Raw genomic sequence first — 24,275 nt, 5'->3', positions numbered from 1 at the left:
GAAGCGGTTACCATCTATAGATCGAGGATCAATATCTTCGAACGGCGCTGGAAGTTATACAGCGCCTTTTTGGCAACCGGTAGGCTTTCGACGCTGGACTCACTGAAGCCTTGCTCCCGGAACCAGTGCAGGCTGCGGGTGGTGAGGACAAATAAGTGGAGTAAGCCCATCCTCTTGGCTTGCAGTTTGAGTTGGTTGAGTAGCAGGGCACCGCGGTCTCCATCGCGAAAATCACGGTGGACGGCGACGCAGGCCATCTCAGCCATTCCCTCGTCAGGAAATGGATATAGGGCGGCACATCCGATGATCAGCCCGTCACGTTCGATAATGGTGAACTGTTCGACTTCCTGCTCAAGTTGTTCGCGTGAGCGACGGACTAATATGCCGTCTTGCTCCAATGGGCGGATCAGCTCGAGGATCCCCCCGATATCATTGATCGTGGCTTGCCTTACCTTCTCGGCGCTTTCCATCACGATTTGGGTACCGATCCCGTCGAGAGAAAACAGTTCCTGGATCAAAGCGCCATCTTCTTTGTAGCTGATCAAATGGCTACGAGGGACACCTGCCCGACATGCCGTGATCGCGCCGCGCAGGAAGCGACCGGTGCCACGCTCTTCTTGTTGCTGTTCGACCAGCCGCTGCAGAGCGTGCTCAGCCTCGATAGGCAGCATTTCGGAAACCACATCTCCTTCGCTATCTAATACCCCTTGCTCAGAGCAAAAGCCGATCAGTTTGTCGGCTTTGAGCCTGATAGCTAACTGGGTGGCGATTTCTTCCGAAGTCAGGTTGAAACATTCACCGGTGACTGAACTGGCTATCGGGCCAAGCAACACAATGGCACGTTGGTCGAGTTGGCGGTGGATGGCTTCGGTATCTATCCGGCGGATCCGTCCGCTGTGGGCGTAATCGACCCCGTCATCAATTCCTAGCGGTTGGGCGATAACAAAATTGCCGCTGACAATGTTGATTTGCGAACCGGCCATCGGGGTATTGTTGAGCCCCATTGAGAACCTTGCCGTAATGTCTAGCTGGAGGTGTCCTGCTGCCTGTTTGGCGATTTCCAGTGCTCGCTCGTCTGTTACCCGAACCCCTTTGTGGTATGGGGTTGTATAGTGCATTTGTTCGGCGAGGCTGGAAATTTGCGGCCTGGCACCATACACCATCACGATACGCAGACCTAGGCTGTTGAGCAGGGCGATATCATTAACGATGTGAGCAAAGTTTTCATGGGCGATGGCTTCCCCGCCAACCATGATGACAATGGTTTTGCCGATATGGGCATTGAGGTAAGGGGCTGATTGGCGGAACCCTTTGACCAAGGCGGTACTTCTGAACTTCACAGCTGGCTTTCCTTGTAGCAGTGTTGTCGACGTGGGCAATGATCGTGCTTAACGACGAGGTAATAGAGATGTTATTAATGATTATGCGATTTATGTCAATAAAAATTCATTGGGTGTGGCTGTTTGATGGATGTAATACCCCCGGCAAACTTTGGGAGAAGATCTCGTTATTTGTCTTGGTTGGCAGATAACTACTGAAAAGCAGAAGCTTTGGGGTATATTGACAGGGAAGAGCGCTATGTTTTAAGAGTTATGATCACAAAGCAAAATCTCCCTTTGTTTACACACCGATTGATCCGCTTTGCCGTGGCTGCTGCCGCGACCGTTGTATTGGCATTGCTATTGGCTATCCTTCTAGATGGCAGTAAAGCGTATTCCAACAATCTACCTGATATCAACGGGATGTGGCTAGAGCAGGACGTCGCCCCTTATGCGGCTGACAGTTTTGAAATTCGCCCGGAGGGGGTGTTTGTCGGTGGCCGCCAAGTCAATACCCAATATCAATGGGATGGCAGCACACTTGAATATCTAAAAGGGGGAACCCTTTATTCTTATTCTTTCTTGTCCGGTCGGTTTATCCGCCAGCGTCCTGCGCATTATATCTCGTCTTTTTCTCGCCAGAATATCGCACAGCACCAACCCCATTAGTTCATCGGTACCACTCGTTTATTGGTGCTTTGGGTAATTCGCGCAGTAGTTGGTTGACTGGGATCTGCTTGAGTGCCACTTTTCTCATAATATCAGCGTGGAATATGAAGTAATTCAGACAAACTGCTGACAATGGAAAGAGGAAGATAGGGAAAAATACCCTTTCATAAGTAACCGTCTGTAGGCGAGCGTGCCGCAGTTGGTTACACTGGTGACAATTGGATTCCAACCAAACGACATAGGATTCACGGTGTTTAGAAAAGCAACGATTGCTCTTTTTATTATGGGATTGGTGGGGTGTGCCAAGCCAACTGATCGTGGTCAGCAATACTTGGATGGTGAGTTTGATCAGGTACTCAATCAGGTTGAGGTTGTCGAGTCAGACAAGCTGAAAGATTTTAGTCACTTTTCGGCACAGATGGAGAAGGTGATTGAGCGCTCTCCATCGATGGCGGCGACTTATCAGGCGCTGTACCGGCAGGTAGATAACTGGGTTGCCCAAGGTGGCGATTTATCAGAGCTCGATAATTTCGGTATCGAGGTCGCCCAGATGGGCGGTGGTGACGGATACGGTAATGTCATGTTCACGGGTTACTTTTCACCGGTGATTGAACTGCGTCATCAACCCGATGATGTATATCGCTACCCGGTTTATGGCATGCCAGAATGTGACGGCCAGTGCCCGAGCCGGGCAGAGATCTATGATGGTGCATTGCAAGGTCAGGGGTTGGAACTGGGCTACAGTGCCTCGATGCTTGATGTGTTTATGATGGAAGTGCAGGGCAGTGGTTTTGTGCATTTCGATGATAATGACGAGCTTCAGTACTTTGCTTATCGTGGCAAGAATGGCCATCGTTATGTCAGTATCGGTCGCATCCTTATCGAGCGAGGCGAAGTCCCGCGTGAGAAAATGTCGCTCAAGGCGATTGATGAGTGGGTCAGCCAGCAAGATGAGGAAACAGCTCGTGAGCTGCTGGAGCAGAACCCGTCTTATGTGTTTTTCAAACCACAGGATAACCTCGATGTGATGGGAACCGCTGGGATCCCGCTGCAGGCTTTTGCCTCGGTCGCTGCTGATCGAGACTATTTGCCGATGGGGAGTGTGTTGTTGGCCGAAGTGCCGCAGCTTGACGAAGCCGGAAACTGGAACGGGCAGCATGTGCTTAAATTATTAATGGCACTCGATACTGGCGGTGCGGTGAAGAAAAATCACCTCGACTTGTACCATGGTATGGGCACCCAAGCTGGCATCGATGCTGGTCATTACAAGCATTTTGGCCGGGTCTGGAAACTAGGGTTGCAGGGCACGAAAACCGAGCAGCCTTGGGTGGCACCGTAGTTTAGCTTGCTGCTGACTGGACAATTTCTAAAAGAGTGCGTATAAATCGCACTCTTTCTTTATGAATGTGTGAATCAGCGCGGAACAGCCATGCGAGAACTAGATACCCCAGCATCAGACAATTATAACCAACGTTTCGGCGGGACCCGCCGTTTGTATGGTAACAGCGAAGTGGAAATTTTCCGTGCCGCGCATGTGTGCGTAATTGGTATTGGCGGTGTCGGCTCGTGGGCGGCAGAAGCGCTGGCGCGTTCAGGGATCGGGGAGTTGACCCTGATTGATATGGATGATGTTTGTGTCACTAATATCAACCGCCAGATCCATGCGATGTCAGGCACGGTGGGGCAAAGCAAAATTGAGGTGATGGCCGAGCGCATCAAGTTGATCAACCCTGAGTGTAAGATCAACCTGATTGATGACTTTATCACCCCAGAGAATCAGTCTGAATACATCGACGGACGCTATGACTATGTCCTGGATGCGATTGATAGCATGAAGCCGAAAGCAGCACTGCTGGCTTACTGCAAGAGTAATAAGTACAAGGTGATCACTACCGGCGGTGCGGGTGGTCAAATTGACCCGACCCAGATCCAAATCGCGGATCTGACCAAAACGATTCAGGATCCGTTGGCGAAAAAGCTACGTGATACCCTGCGTCGCCACCATAATTTCCCGAAGAACCCAAAGCGCAAGTTTGGTATTGATTGTGTCTTCTCTACTGAACAATTGAAGTACCCACAGGCTGATGGTTCGGTATGTGGTGTGAAGTCGACGGCTGAAGGGCCGAAGCGAATGGATTGTGCCAGCGGTTTCGGTGCGGCCACCATGGTGACGGCGACCTTTGGCTTTGTGGCGGTATCTCGTATTTTGCAGAAGCTGGTGGATAAGCATCTGATAAAATAGCGTGTTGGGATACGCGATTGAATAAAAGAAAAGCGAGGATTTATCCTCGCTTTTTTTGTTTTGCCCGATGGTTACACCAACCTACATAAATACTTGATCAACTACTTATCCAGATTGGTATTATTGGCGAGCGGCGCCTAGTGAAACTAATCTTCAGCCAGCGTCTTGATTTGTTCGACAATCGCCTTGAGACCGTTGCCACGGGAAGGGCTGAGATGAGCGATCAGGTTGAGTTGCTCAAAATAGCTGTCGATATCGAACGCTTGGATTTGATCGGCGCTTTTGCCTTCAAAAGCCGCCAGTACCAGAGTGATCAGGCCGCGCACAATACGTGCATCGGAATCGGCGGCAAAATGAAAAGTTCCGTCTTCCCGTTGCTGGTGGGTGAGCCAAACCTGGCTTTCGCAGCCACTGACCTTGAGTTGATCCTGTTTGAGCTCCTCCGGCATGGCTGGCAATTTCTTTCCCAACTGGATCACGTTGCGATAGCGATCTTCCCAGCCATTGGCCGTCGCCATTTGTGCAATGATTGCCTCGCAGGTAATTTCGGTACCGAAAGGATGGCTTGGCAGTGTCATAAAATCTCCTAAAGCAGGCTGCAGGCTTTGTGCAGAGCCGCAATAAATTGGTCTATATCTTGTTGGGTATTATACAGCGCAATGGACACTCTGAGTGTACCGCTGACCTTGAGTGCATCCATCATCGGGTGGGCACAGTGGTGCCCGGCACGCAGGGCAATGCCTTGCTGATCGAGCAAGGTGGCGATGTCCTGATGGTGGACACCGTCGACCACAAAGGAAAACAGGCTCGCGTCCGGCTGCAGGCCGATGATCCGCAAGTCTTCTATATCTTGGATCCCTTCAATGGCCCGCTGGCGCAATGTTTGGATATGGTGCTCGGCCCCTTGGTGGTCGATGCTTTCCAGCCAGTTGACTGCTGCCGCCATCGCCAAACTGCCGGCGACATTGGGGGTGCCGGCTTCGAATTTGCCTGGAAGGGCTGAGAAGGTGGTACCTTCAAAGCTGACTTTTTCGACCATCTTACCGCCGCCGTGCCATGGTGGCATGGCTTCAAGCAGGGCTTTTTTACCATAAAGTGCGCCGATCCCTGCCGGGGCAAAAATTTTATGGCCGGAGAACACATAGAAATCGGCATCCAGAGCCTGCACATCGACGTGCTCGTGGGCAACGGCTTGGGCGCCGTCAATCACGGTAATCGCGCCGATATCGTGGGCGGCTTGGATGATGGCCTCTATCGGGTTACGGGTGCCCGTCACATTGGTGACATGGGCAACAGCGACTATCTTGGTATTGGCTGTCAAGCGTTGGGTGAAGGCATCCATATTTAGCGTGCAATCACTGTGCATCGGGATCTTCACGACCTTGGCACCGGTTTGTTCGGCGACGATTTGCCACGGCACGATGTTGGCGTGGTGTTCAAGTTCGCTGACCAAAATCTCATCCCCGGCCTTGAGGGTGTTGCGGGCATAGGTCTGGGCGATCAGGTTAAGGGCTTCGGTCGCCCCACGGGTCCAGATAATTTCCTTACTGTCGGCGGCGTTGATGAAGTGCTGCACCGTCTCTCTTGCTTGCTCGAACTGCGCCGTGGCTGTAGCCGTCAGGGTATGGCTACCACGGTGGACATTGGCATTGTGGCCACTATAGTACTGCCGGATGGTTTCAATGACTTCCAGCGGCTTTTGGGTCGTGGCTGCACTGTCGAGGTAGACCAGTGGCTGGCCGTTGCATTCTTGGGCCAGGGCTGGAAATTGCTGGCGAATACGTTGGATATCAAATTGGGCAGTCATGGTGTGTCACATAGCAAAAAAGACAAGAGGGAGATCATGCGGTGAAAAAAACAATAGGGCAAGTTTTTCTCCGGCTGCTTCAATTATACCAAACAGCAAAGGTGAGTGGGTGACAGGCAAAAAAAAAGCACTGCGTTGGGGCGCAGTGCCAAGAATTTTTTTGACAGACAGGTCAAAAATACAGGAAGTAAAATTGGTAGATTGACTACCGAACCGGAATAACCCGGACAATATGCAAACACAACATCGCAACGGCGTGGTCGGTCAAATGCCTGAGGGCTAAAAACTTGGCCTTGCTCACCGTTGCGGGGCAAATCATAGGGTTTATGTCGCACTTGAACAATGGACAATTTATAATGTTTCCCATAAAAAAAACTAATGCAGGAAAAGTATGTCCAGACGTCTCCCTCCACTCAATTCACTAAAAGTCTTTGAAGCGGCAGCCCGTAACCTCAGCTTTACCCGTGCTGCGGAAGAGTTATTTGTCACACAAGCGGCTGTAAGCCACCAAATTAAAGCGCTTGAGGAATTTTTGGGGCTGAAATTATTTCGCCGTCGTAATCGTTCTTTATTGCTAACTGAAGAGGGGCAGAGCTATTTTCTCGATATAAAAGACATATTTTCTGCAATCTCTGATGCCACTGATAAGGTCTTGGAGCGCGGCGCGAAAGGGGCATTAACCATTAGTTTACCTCCTAGTTTTGCCATCCAGTGGTTGGTGCCTCGTTTAGCGGATTTTAATGAGCAGCACCCGGATATCGATGTGCGGATTAAAGCGGTGGACTTGGATGAGGGCTCGTTGACCGAAGATGTCGATGTCGCTATTTACTACGGCCGGGGTAACTGGCCGGGACTGCGGGCCGATAAGCTGTATCAGGAGTTCTTGCTGCCGGTCTGCTCACCGATGCTGCTTGGTGGCGCTAAGCCGCTGCGTACGCTGGATGATCTGAAACTCCACACCTTACTGCATGACACCTCACGCAAGGAGTGGAAAAACTATGTTCGCCATCACGGCATAGAAGGGACTAACGTCAATCAGGGGCCGATTTTCAGTCACTCGACCATGGTACTGCAGGCGGCTGCGCACGGTCAGGGAATCGCTCTTGGCAACAATGTACTGGCTCAGCCAGAGTTGGAGGCAGGCCGCTTAGTATGCCCATTTGATGAAGTATTGATGAGCAAGAATGCATTCTTCCTCGTGTGCCAAGAGCGTCAGGCCGAAACCGGCCGTATTCAGGCCTTCCGTGATTGGGTGCTGGCCAAGGCTGCCCGTGAGCAGGAAGCTATGCCGGATGTCGATAATATGCCAGATGTGGAAGATGGTCTGTAGGGTGAACAGGGATTATGTTGGAGACGAGTGTGACCGAGTACATGATTGATATGCCGCCAAGTGGCGAATATAGCGCGACCTTCCTGTTTGCCCATGGTGCCGGGGCAGGAATGGAGCATGAATTTATGGCCGATATCGCCAAAGGCCTTGCCCTTAAGGGGAGCCGAGTGGTGCGGTTTGAGTTTCCCTATATGGTCAAGCGCCGTGAAGATGGCAAGAAGCGTCCGCCAGACAGACAGCCTAAGCTGTTATTGGATTTCCAGCACCACATAGAGGCGTTTTCCCAAGAAGGCAACTTAGTGATTGGCGGAAAGTCAATGGGGGGACGGATGGCCAGCCTGATGGTGACCGATATTGCTAATGAGTCGCCGGATGTGATGAACTGCCAAGATAAAGTCAAAGGCGTTGCTTGCTTGGGCTTTCCGTTCCATCCGCCGGGCAAGCCTGAGAATTTTCGCGGTGATCATTTGCAAGCCATCACACTGCCAACCTTGATCCTGCAAGGGGAGCGCGATACGTTCGGTACCCGCAGCGAAGTAGAAGGCTGGCAATATGCTCCGAGCGTTGAGGTTGGCTTTCTACCCGATGGTGACCACAGTTTCAAGCCGCGCAAGGCATCGGGCCATACCGAGCTGGGCAATCGCCAGTTGACCGTAAAGTTACTGGCGAAGTTCATCACTGAATGTACGGCCTAGGGGGGAGGTATGATGGATAAATCAAGCCGTTGGCTGTTGGTGTTTGCTGCTATGAGCGGCGCAGTTACCGTGGCTCTGGGCGCATTTGCAGCTCATGGCCTAAAGTCACAATTGCCGCCGTATCTGCTCGGAGTCTTTGAAACTGGCGTCCAGTATCAGGCCTGGCATTCCCTGGCGATCTTTGGCTGTGCAATATTGGCACGCATTCTTCCGTCAAAAGGGGTATTATACGCAGCCCTGTTTTTTGTGGCAGGGATCATACTCTTTAGTGGCAGCTTGTATGCGCTGGCATTGACGGGTATCAAGTGGTTTGGCCCCATCACCCCGATGGGAGGCGTCTGTTTTATCATAGGCTGGGTAGCGCTTGCAGTGGCTGCCTGGCGTTCAGCTTGAGGGTTGAGAGTGAATCAAGTTCTGTTGTACTGCCGTCCCGGCTTCGAGAAAGAATGTGCCGGTGAAGTTCAAGACAAAGCAAATGCACTGGAGTTGTATGGCTTTCCTCGCGCAAAAAACAATAGCGGTTATGTGTTGTTTGAGTTCTACCAGGCGGGTGATGCGGATAAGTTTATCCAGCAACAACCGTTTTCCGAGCTGATCTTTGCCCGCCAGATGGTCGCAGTGATGCCTATGCTGGAACATCTACCGCAAGAAGACCGTATTTCACCAATCATGGAAACGGTAGCGGATTTCCCTCGCTGTGGCGATCTGCGTGTTGAAACGCCAGATACCAACGAAGCCAAAGAGCTGCTGAAGTTCTGCCGCAAGTTTACTGTTCCGCTTCGTCAGGCATTGCGTAAGTCTGGGGCTTTGTACAATAAGGACAACCTGAAAAAGCCGGTTATGCACCTGTGCTTCATTGCGCCGGGCTGCTGTTTTGTGGGTTACTCTTACACATTTAACAATTCCTCGTTCTTTATGGGGATCCCACGCCTTAAGTTCCCGTCGGATTCGCCAAGCCGCTCGACCCTAAAGCTGGAAGAAGCATTTCACGTCTTTATTCCACGTGAAGAGTGGGATGAGCGTCTGGCTCCCGGCATGTGGGGCGTTGATTTGGGTGCCTGCCCGGGTGGCTGGACTTATCAGTTGGTTAAGCGTTCGATGTTTGTCCACGCGATTGATAACGGCCAGATGGCACAGAGCCTGATGGATACCGGTCAGGTTAAGCACCACGCGGTCGATGGTTTCAAGTTTGAGCCACCACGTAAGAACGTGACGTGGATTGTTTGTGACATGATCGAAAAGCCAGCCCGAGTAGCGCACCTGATGGGTGATTGGCTGATCAAGGCCTGGGCGAAAGAAGCCATCTTCAACCTTAAGCTGCCGATGAAAGGTCGTTACGATGAGGTACTGCAGGACATCGAGAACCTGAAAGTGTACCTGATCCAGAATGGGGTGAAGTTCAAGCTACAGGCCAAGCACCTGTACCACGACCGTGAAGAAATCACGGTACATATCCAGCGCCTGGATAACCGTTCGCCGCACTAATCGGTCATATTGAAAAAACGCCACCTTAGGGTGGCGTTCTTGTATCTAGTTTCCCGCTTCGAAACGAATATCCTGCAGGTTGAAGCCGAGTACCAGATCGGTTTTCAATGAGGCAACTTGCTTGGAGGCGACGGCTTCCTCACGGCAGGCGTCGATTTTCTTTTGCCACTTGGCGGGTAGGTCGTCGGCAGCCAGAATCGCCTCGAGGTTAGGGTAGAGGCCTAGCAGTTCGACGGCGGCTTTGGGGCCGATCCCGGTCACGCCTGGGATTTTACTCGAGCTGATCCCAGCCAGTCCCCAGTAGTCCGGCAGTTGTTCGGGTTTGACGCCAAATTCCTTTTCGACAAAGGGACTATCGAGCCAGCGTTGCTGGAAGTAATCACGGATCCGTAATGTCGGCTGGAGCAGTTGGCAGTAGCCCTTGTCGGTTGAGATGATCGTGACCTGTTGGCCACGCGAAGCGACTTTCAGTGCCAGTGTCGCGACCAAATCATCGGCTTCATCACCGTCCGACAGCAATGAGTCGATCCCCATATCCATGAAGGCATCTTGGATCACGTCCATTCCGGTCATCAGCTCTTCGGGCATTGGTTTTCGCCCTTCTTTGTAGTGCGGGAGCAACTCGGCTCGCCAGCCCCTGTCTTCACCATGGTGATCAAAGACCGCGACGATATGGGTCGGCTGGCTGCTTTTAATTATTTTCCCCAGAGCCTGACAGCAGACCTTGGCAGTGTTTGGGATATCGGGCTCACCATGCTGGGCGGCATGGACGCGGCGGATCAGGTTGAGGGCATCAATGATGACAAGGTGGATAGACGACATAGCGTAAACCGTTTAGCTGTAAAGAAAAAAGGGTCAACAGACCCTTCATTGTACGCATTGTTGTATCGAATGTGCACCGCCATCTAGTATGCGGGAGTGATTATTTCGCAATCGGTGGGGCAGCGGTGATGATTTCGTAGCAGGGCTCGTAGTGGCTACCGGGGAGTTTCATCCGTTGTTGAGCGACAAATTGTGTTAGCAGTTTGTCCATCCGCTTCATCAGGGCGATATCACCATTGATTTTAAAACGCCCTTTTCGCTCGATTTCGCGGATCCCTTCCTCCTTGACGTTACCGGCAACAATACCCGAGAAGGCCCGGCGCAAGTTGGCGGCAAGGTGCTCTGGTCGCTGGTTCAAGTGCAAATCCAGGCTGGCCATTGATTCATGGGTGGGTTCGAACGGCAGCTGGAATTCCGGCGGAATTGCCAGTGACCAGTTATAGCTGTATGCGTCACCAGTTGCCAAGCGCTGTTCTTTGATAAGCGGCATGGCTGATTTCATGACCCGTGCCACTTGGGCAGGATCATCAATGATGATCTGGTAATGCTTGGCTGCGGCGTCACCTAAGGTATCGCGAATAAAACTGTCGAGGGTACGGAAATAAGGCTCGGATTCTTTTGGTCCGGTGAGTACGACCGGCATTGGCTGATCGGCATTTTGCGGTTCCATCAAGATACCGAGGATATAAAGCAGCTCCTCGGCGGTACCAGCCCCGCCTGGGAAGATAATGATGCCGTGGCCGACTCGGACAAATGCTTCCAGGCGTTTTTCGATATCCGGCAAGATCACCAGCTCGTTCACGATCGGGTTTGGGGGCTCGGCGGCAATAATTGACGGTTCGGTCAGGCCAATAAAGCGGCTGTTGTGATATCGCTGTTTGGCATGGCCAATAGCTGCGCCTTTCATCGGCCCCTCCATTGCTCCGGGGCCACAGCCGGTACAGATATTAAGTTCGCGCAGTCCCAATTCGTTGCCGACTTCGCGGGTGTATTGGTACTCGACAGGGTTGATGGAGTGACCGCCCCAGCATACGACAATATTGGGGTCTTGCCCTGAACGGACAGTTTTGGCATTGCGCAGCACACTGAAGACAAAATTGGTAATGTGTGGCGCACTGGTCAGGTTGATGTCTTTGCGCTGCTGGACATGCATGTTGACGTAAACAATATCGCGCAGAACGGCAAACATATGCTCCTGGATACCCCGGATGATCCGACCGTCGACAAAGGCGTGCTCAGGGGGGTTCATTAATTCGAGTTTTATCCCGCGTTCACGTCGCATGACGTTCACATCGAAGCTTTTGTGTTTTTCGAGTAGTTCTTTCGAGTTGTCGGTGTGGCTGCCAGAATTGAGTACCGCCAATGAGCAGTTACGGTACAGACGATAGATGTCACTGGAGGCCGTTGCTTTGAGCAAGTCGACTTCGTGCTGAGAAAGTAGGTCCATAGAACCTACCGGACTGATATGAGTGATCATGATTACCTCCCTGATCATGACAAGACGGCGGTATCCACTGGGTGTATTCATTGTAGGAAGAATCGGTGAATACTGTCGGATGAAGCAGAAAGTAAACCGGTTGGGCGTACACTCTGTTTCCTGAAGATCAGCCTATGAGAAAAGTATTAGATACAAGTGGCTGATATATTTACCATACACAGAGATGCCGTTTTTTACCAGCCATTGACAGGGTGATGATTTATGGTGTGGTCAGAAAATCCATAAAATTCGATTGTTGCCAGCGCTGCGTGCGCCAGTAAGGGCTTTGTCGGTTCGCTCAATGATGTCTGGCGGGGTATCGTTGCTCTCGAACAAGGTGGCCCCCATCGATACAGTGATGGTGATGTTATTGTCGCGAAAGCGGAATGGCAGCTGCGCAATGGCTTGGCGAATAGCAGTAAGGCGCAGGTTGCGCTGCTCTTCGCTAACATCCGGTAAGATCAACATGAAAGCATCGTCGCCGAAGCGGCCGATAAAATCGGTAGGCTCTAGCTGCTTGCGAATAGTCCGGGCGATAATTTTTAAAATTTTATCACCGGCCTGGTGGCCATAATGCTGATTCACCGTGCTGAAGTTATCGATGTCGACCAAGGCCACGCATAGTGGGTGCTGGTAACGCAACCATCGCCGGTACTCGTGTTCGAGACGGTCATTGAGTGCACTGCGGTTGTACACCTTGGTCAGGTTGTCGAGGAAGATACGCTGCTCTTGGTCAGTAAGCCGCTGGCGGTAATTCATCGTTTGATCGTAAAGGTGTTCGATCTTCGATGTGTTGTAGCTTAGCTGTTCCAGTAAGGCTTTTTCCCGTTTTTCGAGTGCTTTATTACGCTCGGCAAGCACCAGTAGTTCTTTGGTCAGGTGCGTGAGTTCGGGCCGCCAGCTATCAAGCTGCTTATGGGTTTGCAGGCCAGATTTAATTGATTGGGCCAGCCCGGCCAGCTCGTCGGTCATCTCACCACGGTGTTCGTATATGGTGTGGCTTTGTTCGGCACTTTGCTGGGTCGTTTTGCACAGCGTACCCAGTTCACCGTTCACATTATCAAGAAACTGTTGTGAGGCTTGGCGTTCTTGGTGGGTGCCCGTAAGCACCAGACGCAAGACTTCGAGAGCGATTGTCAGTAGCTCTGATGGCAGTACGCCTTTGAGTAATTGATTCCTGATGGTGAGCAGTTTGTCTCCGGCTTCCCCATCGAAGTCGAGCTCGGTGATCAAGTTTTGCAACTCGGCGGTCAGCTTCATCAGCAAGTCTTGCTGGATAGCTGCCGGGTTATTCTGCAACCCTTTGGTGGCGACTAGCTTCAAGGCTCGCTCATACAGCGACATTAAACCAAGAACATGCTGAAGTGATCCTGACAGTGTTGTGGTTGGCTGGGAGAGTAACTGGTGAAGGTCGCGTTTGAGCTGGGCAGGGAGGCCGGGAAAACGGCGCAGGATTTCGCTGTTGCGCTGGAATTGCTTATCCAGCAGCTCCCGTTCTTTGGGGTGGGCATCTCCCATCCGGTTGGCCAATCGTTCAACCACCGCAATGCGCGGGATGAGTAGGCTGATATCTTTCTGTTGCTCCAGATCCTGACGCAGCATGCCAATTTTCTCATCCAACTCTGAATCTAATCCGCGACAAGCCACAGAAAGCCGGCTGATAAGACGTTTTAGGATCGCAATTTCCCGCCGAGACTTCAGAGAGGCATCACGGTGGGTAAGTTGAGCTTGGTCCAAACGCAACTTCAGCTGACTCAATTGGGAAGCTACGGCATTTATGTCTGTCACAGGAGTTTAATGCGATCCATGGTGGTAAACTTGTTTCTTATCAGCTGGTTAAAATATTGACAAGGGAATTAATGCTAACAAAAAAGCCCTTTTGATTCATCGTTATCGGCCATGAAGCGGATAAATCCATCAGATTAACTGATATTTTTGTCAGAAACGTGATCGTTGTTCCAGCTAATGTCGCAACTACCTGACGTTTGTATTTTTACCAACCCATTTTGGATGCCTTGGATGCATGAACGGCGGATATTATCGCTGGCAAAACTGGCGGCAGGAGCTGCATCGATTGCACTGAGGTGAACCCATTGGCTGCCGGACTCCTGTTTGCTGACCTCCCGGGCGGCATTGGTCGCCATCAGCAAGATATCGAGCAGCTCGTGGTCATTAATCGCGGTGTAGGCCCGAGGGAGGAAGGGGTATTCTGCCATACCAATCCTGATCCGGTTGTCGATGTGCTTGTTTTCGAGGAAGCGGTCAACCAGCTGCTGGAGGGAGCCCGCCAGTTGATCTGGTGCCGAATCTAGCCGTGAGTTTGGTTCGATATACAAGAACATCGCATCGGAGAAGTGGTACAGCCTAGCCGGTTCACAAATTTGTTCGGTGAGGTATTCACCAAATTGTCGTTCGAGTTCTAACCCTTGCTGGTAGCCATGCTTGAGGTAAATATGCTTTAGGAACGGCACTTCGAACAAGGCGAAACGCAAGCGATCACTCAGTGGCTCGTTGATGATCTCGCCAAGGTGCCATTGCTCGAAGTTGGCGCTGCTCTGCTGCAAGGAACTAGGCAGTTTTGCGGTCAGCATCCGTAGGTTTCGCAGGCCGCTGCGCGGGTGGGTATAGAAGTCATTACGCAGACGTAGCAAGCGTGCTTGCAGTTGCTTGGCGGTCTTGTGGCGGCGCATTAGCAGGATAAAGATGACACCGGTTAGGCAGAAAAGGAAAAGGGTGACATTTTTTTGTTTGTATAAGGCCTTGCTGCTCTCAAATTGCTGGCGCTCCAGATCTTCGAGATGCAACGAGCGCTCAAGCATACGCTGTTGCTGCTTGAAAACTTCGACGTTATTTTTTACCTGAGCTTGCTGTTTGGTACTGAACAGTTGCTCGTAACGGCGCTGGCTCAGCAAGGCATTGTAGAAATCGCTCTGTTGTTCGAATGCTTTTGATAGCAAGCTTTCTCCTGTTAGTTGGAGATCACTGTTGCCGATACGGCTGGCAGCAATCAATCCGGCTTGCAGGTTGGAAATAGCCTCCTCGATATTGCCTTCGGCCAGATCCAGTTTGCCCTGGAGAATTTGAGCATCGGCCAGAATAGCCTCGTTGCCAGTTTGGGTAGCAAGCAAGCGGGTATGATGCAGGTACTGCTCTGATTTCGGGTAATTGTATAGCTGGAGGTAAACTCGGGCAATATTGAGCCTTAACCTCGCCGAGCGAATTTCGCTGTTAAGTTGGTTTTCCTGATCCAGCGCGTTGAAGTAATGGACAAGGGCTAGGTTGTAGCGGCCTTGCTGTTCATAAATGGAAGCGATCAGTTCCAGTGTCTTGGCGAGTGGCCGGCTGCGATCGTAATGTTCGAAAAATTCACCGGCTTGGGTGGCGTGTTCTAATGCCTTGTCAAAGACCTTACGCTGTTCGAATAGAACCGCGAGTTCGTAATTGGCAATTGCGGTTTGTGCTTGATCATCATGTTCGACGGCCAGCCAGTAACCACTGAGCAAGCGGTCCAGTGCGGTATCGTAGTGACCATGCTTGAAATAATGCCGGCCGACGACCAGTTGGTAATGGATTAATTCACCGGGATCATCGAGGTTTATCAGGTAGCGTTTGGCCTTGAGGAAGCCTTTTTCAGCCAGGCTTTCCTGATCGGTCGCCGACTCGATGATCGAGCGTTGCATCAGTAACTGGTATTGCAGGCGCTTGATCTGGCTGTCGAGCATCAGGTTGGTGCTGGAGGTTATGTCAGCGTCAATATTATCCAGCATTTTCAGCGAACGGGCGTTGTTTTTTAGGTTGCCCCAGTGAATATCAGCACGGATCAGTTGGCTTTCGAGCCGGCTGAATGTGAGGTTTTCCTCTGCGGAGATATCACTTGCTTGTTTGATGGCGGCCAATGCCTTGTCAGGCTGATTGAGCAGATAATGAGCCTTGGCGAGGATCTGCAATGCATTGACGGTGCTCAGCGGGGTTCGGACAGAATGATCCGTTTCGTCATTGATATGAACGCGGGAGGTTTCTTTGGGGGCACTTAGCCGACGCTGGTCGAGATAGCGGGCGGTGATAACCAGAGATTGCTCTGGGTTGGTTTGGAGCAGCTCATTAGCTTCTGCCAGAATAGGCGTGGTAAAAATTTTAGCTTGTGTGCTGAACGAGATCATGCCAATGAACAGCAAACGGAACAGCCAACGGCTAGCAGACATACTTTCAAGAACCCAAAAAAACAGTACCACCAATATTAATGGGTTAGCTTATCAAGTCCAGCAAAGTCTTCGAATTTGCTGGACTTAAGGCAAACTGAGTAACATTTACCCATTTCTGTGCATTAATCAGCTAGGCATTATCGCAACGTTGTATTACTGCCTTGCCAAACGGAAGTTATCGCTTGGGGTTTTGCCCATGTTGGTGCGGTATGGGTTGATGTCTAAACCCCCACGGCGGGTGTAGCGGGCGTAAACAGTCAATAGCTCCGGCTTACAGTATTTCATTATGTCGGTGAAAATACGCTCGACACATTGTTCGTGGAACTCATTATGGTTACGGAATGAAATTAAGTAACGTAGGAGCTTTTCACGATCGATTTTCTTACCGGTGTAAGAGATGCGTACGCTTCCCCAGTCTGGCTGGCTGGTGATAAGGCAGTTAGACTTAAGCAGGTGGCTGTGTAAGATCTCAGTGACATCTTCCTCTGATGCTGCCCCTTCAAGGTAGGATGCATCAAATTCATAGTCAGTGATTTCGATATCTTGATCATCAATACACTCGCCAAAGAAGTTAGCGATAGGTTGGTCGTCAAAGTCAGATATCGGCTGAATGGTGACATCAACATCTTCACCAGCACATTGGGTTAGATCTTTCTGCAGAATATCGGCGACTTCCTGCCAGCTCGCAAACTTAGTTTGGTTAAAGCTGTTTAGGTATAGCTTGAATGATTTTGACTCAATCAAGTTCGGGCTTGTCGCCGGTAGGCGAACCTCACCAATAGCAACTTGTGGCAAGCCTTTGCTGTTAAGCCAAGAAAGCTCATAGAGTGTCCAGATATCATAGCCCGTGAATGGCAATGTTTCGCCAAGTGCGAGATCGTCTCGGTTCAGGCTACGAGGCACTGGTTGAAGAAGGGAGGCATCGTATTGATCTTTGTACTCGGTACCCTGACCTAAGGTCAAACCGGCTAATTCTTTCGCGTCTTGATATTTGCTCATACTGTCCTGGACACACTTGGATTAGAATAGGCAAAGTTTACTTAATCTTTTGAGAGGTTGCGAATGAATCATCCCGTTGCAACGGCGTTATCTGAATTTTCTTCCCGTTTTTTGCAAGCATGGTGTGATGCTGGTCAAGGTTTTCCCCGCAGTGATGACTTAATTGGCCTACCATCGCCTTGCGTAAAGGCCGATGACGGTTACGAAGTAAGCTGGCAGCCGGTTGTCCGCTCACCAATGGGGGATCTTGCTGGCGTGGAAAAAGGGATAGAGCTGCGCCTACATGAAGATATCGTTGCATTCTACGGTGCCCAGTTCAGCGGCGATATGGCCGCGAGGTTCCAGGCGGTGACGGGGACTATCGAGTTTGATTTGCTGCAGGCTTTCAATGAAGCTGATGTACAGCGATTGCAGGAAAATATTCTTGGCCATCTGGTGACCCAGCGTCGCTTGAAGCTCAAGCCAACAGTGTTTATCGGTGCGATGGACTCCGAAAGTGAAGTGGTGTCGGTATGCAACCTGACCGGTGAGGTGATCCTAGAGACATTGGGCAAGGACAAGCGAGAAGTATTATCCTCAAGCCTTGAGCAATTTTTGGCAGCTCTGCAGCCAGTGGTAAAGGCCGAATAAGTTATGTATGTCGTCGAATTGCAATTTGAATGTTTTGATAACACCACCATTGCCGCAGTAGATACCGCCATCAACGGTTTGATGGATGCCCTGCGTTATAATGGCCAGGTACTGGGACGCGAATTTCCTATCGTGATGGATGAGGCCATCTTTAAAGTAAGGGCGGTGTGTCCTGAAGAAGACAGCTTGCACGCCCGCTTCAACAGCCCGCAAGTGAAAGCTTGTATGAACCGCCTGAGCCATGCCAGCTTGCTGAGCCCCAAGGTGAAGCTGTTGGGACGGGATCTTAATTCAGAAGCGGCGGCCGAAGATTTCTCTCCTAGCTGGCAAGTGATGTATACCACGTATGTTCATACCTGCTCGCCGCTGCGTTGCGGGGATACCTTGATGCCTATACCGCTCTACCGCCTGCCGGAGCCGACGTTGAACGGCGATCATAAAGCGGTTGTTAAGTGGCAGACTGAGTGGCAAGCCTGTGATGAGTTACAAATGGCAGGGGCGTGCCAAGCTGAGCATGCGGCACTGCATGAAATTCGTGATGCCGACAGTGATATCTTCCGCCGAGGCTGGGACTTACGTGGACGAATTGAGTTTATTACCAAGATCCCGACTTACTACTACCAGTATCGAGTTGGCGGAGAAAGCCTTGAAAGCGAACGGAACCGCCCTTGTCCTAAATGCGGTGGTCAGTGGCTATTGGATGAACCTTTGCACGGTATTTTCCATTACAAGTGCGACAAGTGCCGCATTGTTTCCAATCTATCTTGGGACTTCCAATAGGCGGTATACCCAATTGGGTGACGAGCGAGGCGCAGGGTTAACCTGCGCCTCGCTCGTTATATTACTACGGTAAACTAAGCCTGTTGGCTTTCCAATTGCTCCAGCCGTGCAGTCAGTGCTGCGACTTGCTGCTCCAGGGCAGCAATGCGGACTTCGGCGCTAGGCTGCGAGTCGACTTTTTCTATTTTGGGCACCCGTGCGCTCGACTTCCAACTCTGCAATGCTTTGATGATCAGCGGCATTGGTAGGGGATCAACTAACCTCGATTTAATTAAGGCCACCGAGGGCTCTTTGCCTTCTGCAACCAAGGCGTCGATAGCGTTGGTAAGGGCTTGGGTGATATCTGAGGACATGCGGTTTCCTTGTTGCTGTCGAATAACGGCTATTTTCTCAGTAACGCATCAAGTTGGTCAATGACCTCGCACCAGTCGGCATCCTGCTCTTGTGATTCTTTGAGGAAACGCTTTTGTGAAGGTTGCCAAAAATTGGCTTCAGATAACTGTTCATGCTGGGCGAGGCGGTGCTCAGCCAGAAAGGTTTCGATAAACTCTTTGGAATTGTTCAGTCCTAACTGGCTGAATAGAGAGGCAAGGTTGTGGTTGAAGGTTTCCATGGGCACTCCTTGGCTAGCGCAATTGATAAGGTTAATTATAGAGAAATATTTCAGGCAGCTAGCTTTGAATCATTAATCATAAACATCCATTCATCTTGTTGCTGTGTGAGAGATCTCTTACAAGGATGTGGGATATTTAGGAGAGGGGTTTGGTGGATAAGCTACTTGTTAGTGTCTATCTTGTTGTTTATTATGGTTTTTGTTTTGGTTGTTTGTTTGGCGCTTATCTCTAAACTAAAAGACTATCTTCAAGGAGGCTGTTTTGTCAGGGACGAAATCCGTAATATTAACCCTGTCGGAAGGAACTGACGGAACGGAACAGGAAATAAACCAAGGATTTGGTTAGTCTCAGGATGAGACCGGTGTACTAGGATGGTATGTCGAACAAGGACTGTGAAGGGATAGCCGAGGAACGGCAAAATGGTAAGCAGGACGTTTACCAGTCAGGATGACAAAAGGACCACTTCAGGACGAAGTTAGGGACACCTCCAGGATGGATGTTGAGAGTCAGGACAGGATGGACTGGCGGGTCAGGAAGGCCACAGGATCACTTCAGGACGAAGTAAAAAGGACAATGCTGAAGGAATACAGCTGTCAACGGAATGATGCAGGGAGCACCATAGTAGCGGGATTGCTGCAAGTAAGACCTAAGGGCGCAACGCAAGTTGCGCCCGCTCTTTTTTCTGCTTCCCACGATCGTTCCAGATACCCGATCGTTTACTCTTCATTTATTCACTTTTCTTTGAAAACACCTCATCGACTGTTGATGTTCTACACCAGGTGAGTGAAATGCTTTGTCTAGCCTCTATATCACTAAGCAACCCATGATCTGCCGATCATATTGCTAAACTCGTAATAATTTTTACTATTCTCTGTAATGAAATTGAAATACGGTATTTTACGCTTGCGCAACTTGGTGCAGACATGGCCTTGCCTTCTTGTAAGAGATCGCTTACAAAGCTGTAAGAATTGCAAAGATCATCTTTAGATAAAAGAGAAGGTTTTCCTTATTTTATCTAACTTAATTAAAGACTTAATTGTTTCATTTTTATGGTGAATGATCTATCAAGAGGCATGCTGGAAGATAGTCAATTGTATGAGTGAGCGAAAGGCGTAATATGGCCCTTGTCGACAGGATAGCGGCGCAGGAACGGGAACGCAGAAGGATTCTGCAAGCCTAGGAAGGGCTGTGCTAACAGGGTTGTTAGCTGACAAGATGTCACGGACACGGAATGGATACCGTCGGGGATCAGGAAGATTACCGTCAGGATGAGTAGGACAGCTTTTGGAAAAGCCGGAACACCTCAGGGATTGGGGCTTTAAGGATAGTGCTCTAGGACAGGGCAAGAGGACAACTTAAGGATAAGTGTCAGGACCCCTTCAGGATGAAGGCATGGACACCGCCAGGAAGGATGAGAGAGTCGCACAAGGACAACGCGACAGGTAAAGGAGCTACCAAGGACAACCCGGGGATGGGGTTTAGGGATTACCGCTAAGGATTTAGACCAACAAGGATAGTGCAGGGAGCACCATAGTAGCGGGACTGCTGCATGTAAGACCTAAGGGCGCAACGAAAGTTGCGCCCATTTTTTTCTACTCCCCTGGCATCCTGTGGGGGGGGATATGGATAGTCAGAAGGTGGAATCCTTTCATTACAATATGCCCTTGGTAGGCATCTTGCCCACTGGCGGAAAATTCAAACAGATAAGTGGTATGCCACCCCCAACGACCGTTGCGATCACGCAGGCGGTGCTCTCCCCGTGCAGTATTAAGCAGTTGTAGCCCTAAATGCTCACAGCGTTGGTTGATAAAATAATTGGCACGCTCAGTCTGCCGCCGCTGCTGCCAAAACAGATAGCCAATAATTGCCAGCAGTAAAATACCTAATAGGTTACCCATTTCTTATCATGACTCCATTACATCCTTGTGTCCCCGGTTTTTCGGCCGAGATACTATTGTTGTGGGCTTCGGGCATGCTGCTGAAGCTTGGTAATCGCCTCAACCAGTGCTGGATCAGCTTGTCCGTGTAGTACCTGCAGCATAATGCCACGCAGCATTGGCAGCATCACCAAATCGGCAAATAGCTGGTTGAATAAGGCTTGCTCACCCGTTTCAGCGAGGCGTAATAGGAAGATACTCGCTATTTTGGGATCGGCCAGACCATTCCAGCAACGTCCGGCAATCGCAACCAGGACCTCAGGGTGGCAAAGCTTTGGTTGAGCTAGCAAGCGCTCAAGCTGCTGGCGAAGCTGGGCGGTTTCAGCGCCGGAGAGGGCGCGGATCAAAGCAGCGACGAGGAACAAATCAGGTGTGTCGACTGCTGTTTCTTCATCAATTTTCTCGGCAAGACGAGTAGCCAGTGGTTCCGGTAGCTGGCAATGTTCCAAGCAGCCGAGCAAAGCATAAAGCGGGGTCAGAGGTAGGTTGCTGGCGGCTTTGCGTAGCAACGTGGCATTGTTTTCCTGCTTGATACGGGCGCAGACATCGGCTAAGCCTTGCAGGCCAACACCCTGCCATTTATCCCAGCCTTGTTCACCGGTGAGGTAATGTTGGGCATGCTCGTAGTACTGGCTGGCAGACAAAGAAAGTTGGCTGCGCAACTGAGCATGGAAGATCGCCATTTTGTCATCGCTTGGTTTGAAGGTATACGGATTGGCCGCTAGCTTTGCCTGCTCTTCTTCCGTCGGGGTGCTATTGAGCGTTGCTCCCATGGCTTCGATAACGTATTTGATGAAATCACCGACGGCTGCTTGTTTTAACAGGCCGCGTTCATCGAGCGGTAAGCGCAGAAACCAGATCCACGGTGGGTTGCCAGCTTGCCAGAATGAGATAGACAGGTGGGCATGCTGCTGCAAGGGCCATGGATATGGCTGGCGGTTGTCCTCTACGGCCTTGAATTGCGCTACGTCGATCTCACTGACCCGACGGCCAAGGTCGAAAATCTTGTATTGGCATCCGGCATTGTCTAAGAGTTGGGTAAGGGTATGAAAATTATCCATGGGCAGTCTCAGCGCTCCTCAATCAAGGAGAACGAGTATATACCCAAACTTCATGGAGGTGGTATCCTTCGCCCCTTATCAAAATAACATTCATCATTTAGAGGTTCCGTGATGGATAAACCCCGTCATTGCCAGCTGTTGCTGGATAGGCTAACCACGGTATTGCAAACGCATGAACACTGGGACGTTGAACGGCCACCGGTTGAGGCGCTGAACAGTAATCAGCCGTTTGCCATTGACACCCTGCGCTGCGAGCAATGGTTGCAGTGGATATTTATCCCCAAGTTGAATCACATGCTTGCCATGAAGATGGCGTTGCCAGCGGCATTTGAAATTTCCCCTTATGTTGAGGAAGCGATGAAGGAAGCCAAGGGCTACCGGGCTATCTTGGCTGTGACTCGTGAGCTTGACCAATTATTTAAGAGTGAATAACGATGGAACTCGAAATCCTTTACCGCGATGAATACCTGGTCGCCGTGAATAAACCAGCCGGTATGCTGGTACATCGTTCTTGGCTTGACCGCCATGAAACGGTATTTGTCATGCAGACCCTGCGCGACCAAATCGGCCAGCATGTGTTCCCGTTGCATCGTTTGGATAGACCAACATCCGGCGTATTGCTGTTTGCCCTTTCGAGTGAAACCGCATCATTGATGATGCCACTGTTCGCCGGACGGGATGTGAAGAAGACCTACCATGCTGTGGTGCGTGGCTGGGTGAAGGAAGCGGCGGTATTGGATTACCCACTCAAGGAAGAGCTGGATAAGATTGCCGATAAAAATGCCGATAAAGACAAAGAAGCCCAGTCGGCGATCACCGCGTATGCGCCTCTAGCAAATGTGGAAACCCAGATCCCGGTTGGCCGCTATGCGACCAGTCGTTACTGTTTGGTCGAAATGAAACCTGAGACAGGCCGTAAGCATCAGCTGCGTCGTCATATGCACCACCTGAGCCACCATATTATTGGCGATGTTAACCACGGTGACGGCCGCCATAACCGGATGTTCCGTGAAAACTATGACTGTCGCCGATTGATGCTTCATGCCTCACGGTTGCAGCTTCAGCATCCCCTAACGGGCGAACAGCTGGATATCCGCGCAGGCGTCGATGAGTCATGGATGCGGGTCATGGATGCCTTCGGCTGGCAGGCTGCTTTGATGGCGCCAGCCTCTAGTAACTTCAAATAGTCAATAAACTTGCATCTAACCGCTTAAAAGACCACATTTAATGGGTAACTAGAACACAAAGGATGGTGTTGGATGATGGCTAAAATAGGTGTATTTGTCGGCTCGGTATTCGGCGGAGCGGAAGAGGTTGCAGAAGAGGTGGTGCGCTACCTGGTTAAGGCTGGCCACAAGGTTGAATTGTTTTTGGAGCCGACACTGGATGAGTTCCTCGGTTACCAACAAGAGCTGGCATTAGTGGTGTCTTCGACCACGGGGCAAGGGGAGATCCCCGATAATTTGCTACCGCTCTACCAATCGCTCAATGACTCCTTTCCGCTGATGCCCCAGCTTCGCTACGGCGTAATTGCACTGGGTGATTCGAGCTACGGTGAAGATCGTTTTTGTGGGGGCGGGCGCCAGTTTGATGAGCTGTTGGTTCAGTTGCAGGCCAAGCCATTGACGGAGCGGTTGGATGTAGATGCTTGTGTTAACTTTGACGCGCTGGAAGTTGCTATGCCTTGGCTTGAGGGCTGGGCCAAGCAAGTTGATGCGACTTAATTTACATTCGAGTTAACATGCTTGTCGAGATTGGAGCCCTTAATTGGACTCCATGTATATCAGTAGAAAGGGATCACTTAAGCTTTTCTAGATCAGCCTCGATCTCGGCGATCTTGTGACTGACCACTTGCTCTAGGTGGCGCAGGTCACCAAGGATCTTCTTCTTAATATCAACTTCACTGTGCTTTTTGTTGGTGATGCGATCAAGCTCATCGATGATAAACGTCAGAGTGCGGTTGATCTCCGTTACTTCTTTGTACTCCCGGCTTCCGCTGTTTACCATGACGGTTTTACGTTGACGGGGAAATTTGAACTTCACGCTTTTGGCAAATAGCCCGCCTTTTTGCTTAGCAAAGTAGATTTTTAATATGTCATTGGCGGCTTCCTGCCGCAGGCTGTAGCGTTCAATCGTTTCCGGCTTTTCAATGCCGATGGCTGTGAGGTTGGGGTACATACTGGCCTCGTGCTTCTGTTGTTATTGG

The 24,275-nt window shown here is 50.7% G+C and carries 25 protein-coding genes; 12 read left to right on the top strand and 13 right to left on the bottom strand.

What is annotated here, in order from left to right; genetic code table 11:
• Positions 1–14: 14 nt before the first annotated feature.
• Positions 15–1,340 (bottom strand): amino-acid N-acetyltransferase, encoded by a 1,326-nt coding sequence (gene argA, locus ACVA53_RS14510; RefSeq protein ID WP_255042404.1) that lies wholly within the window; start codon positions 1,338–1,340, stop codon positions 15–17.
• Between the two features lie 276 nt (positions 1,341–1,616).
• Here argA and ACVA53_RS14505 point away from each other — a divergent pair, with 276 nt between their 5' ends.
• The 3 genes from ACVA53_RS14505 to tcdA all read left to right on the top strand — a co-directional run bounded on the left by ACVA53_RS14505 (position 1,617) and on the right by tcdA (position 4,230).
• Complete coding sequence (locus tag ACVA53_RS14505) at positions 1,617–1,988, top strand: DUF2850 domain-containing protein (RefSeq protein WP_446505444.1); 372 nt, start codon at positions 1,617–1,619, stop codon at positions 1,986–1,988.
• 250 nt (positions 1,989–2,238) lie between these two features.
• Complete coding sequence (gene mltA, locus ACVA53_RS14500; protein ID WP_446505443.1) at positions 2,239–3,327, top strand: murein transglycosylase A; 1,089 nt, start codon at positions 2,239–2,241, stop codon at positions 3,325–3,327.
• Between the two features lie 90 nt (positions 3,328–3,417).
• Positions 3,418–4,230, top strand: coding sequence for a tRNA cyclic N6-threonylcarbamoyladenosine(37) synthase TcdA (gene tcdA, locus ACVA53_RS14495; RefSeq protein ID WP_255042409.1), 813 nt, complete (start codon positions 3,418–3,420; stop codon positions 4,228–4,230).
• 146 nt (positions 4,231–4,376) lie between these two features.
• On the opposite strand, the gene csdE is transcribed toward tcdA, so the two are convergent.
• Positions 4,377–4,808 carry a cysteine desulfurase sulfur acceptor subunit CsdE gene (gene csdE, locus ACVA53_RS14490; protein WP_446505442.1) on the bottom strand — a complete coding sequence of 144 codons (432 nt, stop codon included), beginning with the start codon at positions 4,806–4,808 and terminating at the stop codon, positions 4,377–4,379.
• Between the two features lie 8 nt (positions 4,809–4,816).
• Positions 4,817–6,037, bottom strand: a complete 1,221-nt coding sequence (locus ACVA53_RS14485; protein WP_255042412.1) for an aminotransferase class V-fold PLP-dependent enzyme — start codon at positions 6,035–6,037, stop codon at positions 4,817–4,819.
• Positions 6,038–6,428: 391 nt separating this feature from the next.
• On the opposite strand from ACVA53_RS14485, the gene ACVA53_RS14480 reads away from it, so the two are divergent.
• From ACVA53_RS14480 to rlmM, 4 genes are read left to right on the top strand one after another with little or no spacing between them, the layout of a single operon-like run.
• The gene (locus ACVA53_RS14480; protein ID WP_255042413.1) at positions 6,429–7,367 is read left to right on the top strand and encodes a transcriptional regulator GcvA; all 939 of its coding nucleotides are present in this window, start codon (positions 6,429–6,431) and stop codon (positions 7,365–7,367) included.
• Between the two features lie 14 nt (positions 7,368–7,381).
• Positions 7,382–8,062, top strand: coding sequence for an alpha/beta family hydrolase (locus ACVA53_RS14475; RefSeq protein ID WP_446505441.1), 681 nt, complete (start codon positions 7,382–7,384; stop codon positions 8,060–8,062).
• A 9-nt stretch (positions 8,063–8,071) separates the two neighbouring features.
• Positions 8,072–8,455 carry a DUF423 domain-containing protein gene (locus ACVA53_RS14470; protein WP_255042415.1) on the top strand — a complete coding sequence of 128 codons (384 nt, stop codon included), beginning with the start codon at positions 8,072–8,074 and terminating at the stop codon, positions 8,453–8,455.
• 9 nt (positions 8,456–8,464) lie between these two features.
• On the top strand, positions 8,465–9,547 hold the full coding sequence (gene rlmM, locus ACVA53_RS14465) for a 23S rRNA (cytidine(2498)-2'-O)-methyltransferase RlmM (RefSeq protein ID WP_255042417.1): 1,083 nt from the start codon (positions 8,465–8,467) through the stop codon (positions 9,545–9,547).
• Between the two features lie 45 nt (positions 9,548–9,592).
• Here the strand turns inward: rlmM and xni are convergent, their stop codons facing one another.
• The 5 genes from xni to queF form a co-directional block, all read right to left on the bottom strand.
• Positions 9,593–10,369 (bottom strand): flap endonuclease Xni, encoded by a 777-nt coding sequence (gene xni, locus ACVA53_RS14460; protein WP_255042419.1) that lies wholly within the window; start codon positions 10,367–10,369, stop codon positions 9,593–9,595.
• Positions 10,370–10,469: 100 nt separating this feature from the next.
• Positions 10,470–11,846 carry a nucleotide 5'-monophosphate nucleosidase PpnN gene (gene ppnN, locus ACVA53_RS14455; RefSeq protein WP_255042421.1) on the bottom strand — a complete coding sequence of 459 codons (1,377 nt, stop codon included), beginning with the start codon at positions 11,844–11,846 and terminating at the stop codon, positions 10,470–10,472.
• Positions 11,847–12,077: 231 nt separating this feature from the next.
• On the bottom strand, positions 12,078–13,634 hold the full coding sequence (locus ACVA53_RS14450; RefSeq protein WP_255042423.1) for a sensor domain-containing diguanylate cyclase: 1,557 nt from the start codon (positions 13,632–13,634) through the stop codon (positions 12,078–12,080).
• 134 nt (positions 13,635–13,768) lie between these two features.
• Positions 13,769–16,048: a tetratricopeptide repeat-containing diguanylate cyclase gene (locus ACVA53_RS14445; RefSeq protein ID WP_255042425.1), complete on the bottom strand. Its 2,280-nt coding sequence runs from the start codon at positions 16,046–16,048 to the stop codon at positions 13,769–13,771.
• A 153-nt stretch (positions 16,049–16,201) separates the two neighbouring features.
• On the bottom strand, positions 16,202–17,047 hold the full coding sequence (gene queF / locus ACVA53_RS14440) for an NADPH-dependent 7-cyano-7-deazaguanine reductase QueF (RefSeq protein ID WP_255042426.1): 846 nt from the start codon (positions 17,045–17,047) through the stop codon (positions 16,202–16,204).
• A 63-nt stretch (positions 17,048–17,110) separates the two neighbouring features.
• Between queF and syd the strand changes: the two genes are divergently transcribed.
• Both syd and ACVA53_RS14430 read left to right on the top strand, forming a co-directional pair.
• A complete protein-coding gene (gene syd / locus ACVA53_RS14435) occupies positions 17,111–17,677 on the top strand; it encodes a SecY-interacting protein (RefSeq protein ID WP_255042427.1) in 567 nt (188 codons plus the stop codon).
• Between the two features lie 3 nt (positions 17,678–17,680).
• A complete protein-coding gene (locus tag ACVA53_RS14430) occupies positions 17,681–18,457 on the top strand; it encodes a Zn-ribbon-containing protein (protein WP_255042429.1) in 777 nt (258 codons plus the stop codon).
• Between the two features lie 74 nt (positions 18,458–18,531).
• Here ACVA53_RS14430 and ACVA53_RS14425 read toward each other — a convergent pair whose 3' ends face one another.
• The 4 genes from ACVA53_RS14425 to ACVA53_RS14410 form a co-directional block, all read right to left on the bottom strand.
• Positions 18,532–18,810 carry a hypothetical protein gene (locus tag ACVA53_RS14425; RefSeq protein WP_255042431.1) on the bottom strand — a complete coding sequence of 93 codons (279 nt, stop codon included), beginning with the start codon at positions 18,808–18,810 and terminating at the stop codon, positions 18,532–18,534.
• Positions 18,811–18,839: 29 nt separating this feature from the next.
• Entirely contained in the window at positions 18,840–19,070 is a 231-nt protein-coding gene (locus ACVA53_RS14420; protein ID WP_446505440.1) for a DUF2789 domain-containing protein, read from the bottom strand.
• 1,593 nt (positions 19,071–20,663) lie between these two features.
• The gene (locus ACVA53_RS14415) at positions 20,664–20,969 is read right to left on the bottom strand and encodes a DUF3301 domain-containing protein (protein ID WP_255042433.1); all 306 of its coding nucleotides are present in this window, start codon (positions 20,967–20,969) and stop codon (positions 20,664–20,666) included.
• 53 nt (positions 20,970–21,022) lie between these two features.
• Positions 21,023–22,069 (bottom strand): DUF3549 family protein, encoded by a 1,047-nt coding sequence (locus ACVA53_RS14410; protein ID WP_255042435.1) that lies wholly within the window; start codon positions 22,067–22,069, stop codon positions 21,023–21,025.
• Positions 22,070–22,180: 111 nt separating this feature from the next.
• Between ACVA53_RS14410 and ACVA53_RS14405 the strand changes: the two genes are divergently transcribed.
• The 3 genes from ACVA53_RS14405 (at position 22,181) to ACVA53_RS14395 (ending at position 23,793) form a co-directional block, all read left to right on the top strand.
• Positions 22,181–22,501: a YqcC family protein gene (locus ACVA53_RS14405; RefSeq protein WP_255042436.1), complete on the top strand. Its 321-nt coding sequence runs from the start codon at positions 22,181–22,183 to the stop codon at positions 22,499–22,501.
• A 2-nt stretch (positions 22,502–22,503) separates the two neighbouring features.
• Positions 22,504–23,256, top strand: a complete 753-nt coding sequence (gene truC / locus ACVA53_RS14400) for a tRNA pseudouridine(65) synthase TruC (RefSeq protein WP_255042437.1) — start codon at positions 22,504–22,506, stop codon at positions 23,254–23,256.
• Positions 23,257–23,328: 72 nt separating this feature from the next.
• Entirely contained in the window at positions 23,329–23,793 is a 465-nt protein-coding gene (locus tag ACVA53_RS14395; protein WP_255042438.1) for a flavodoxin, read from the top strand.
• A 73-nt stretch (positions 23,794–23,866) separates the two neighbouring features.
• Here the strand turns inward: ACVA53_RS14395 and ACVA53_RS14390 are convergent, their stop codons facing one another.
• Positions 23,867–24,247: a DUF3461 family protein gene (locus ACVA53_RS14390; protein WP_255042439.1), complete on the bottom strand. Its 381-nt coding sequence runs from the start codon at positions 24,245–24,247 to the stop codon at positions 23,867–23,869.
• Between the last annotated feature and the right edge of the window lie 28 nt (positions 24,248–24,275).

It is taken from the genome of Photobacterium sp. DNB23_23_1 (genome assembly GCF_052873815.1).
Note: the sequence above shows the minus strand (reverse complement) of the source record. Positions and strands in the feature narration are given on the sequence as shown.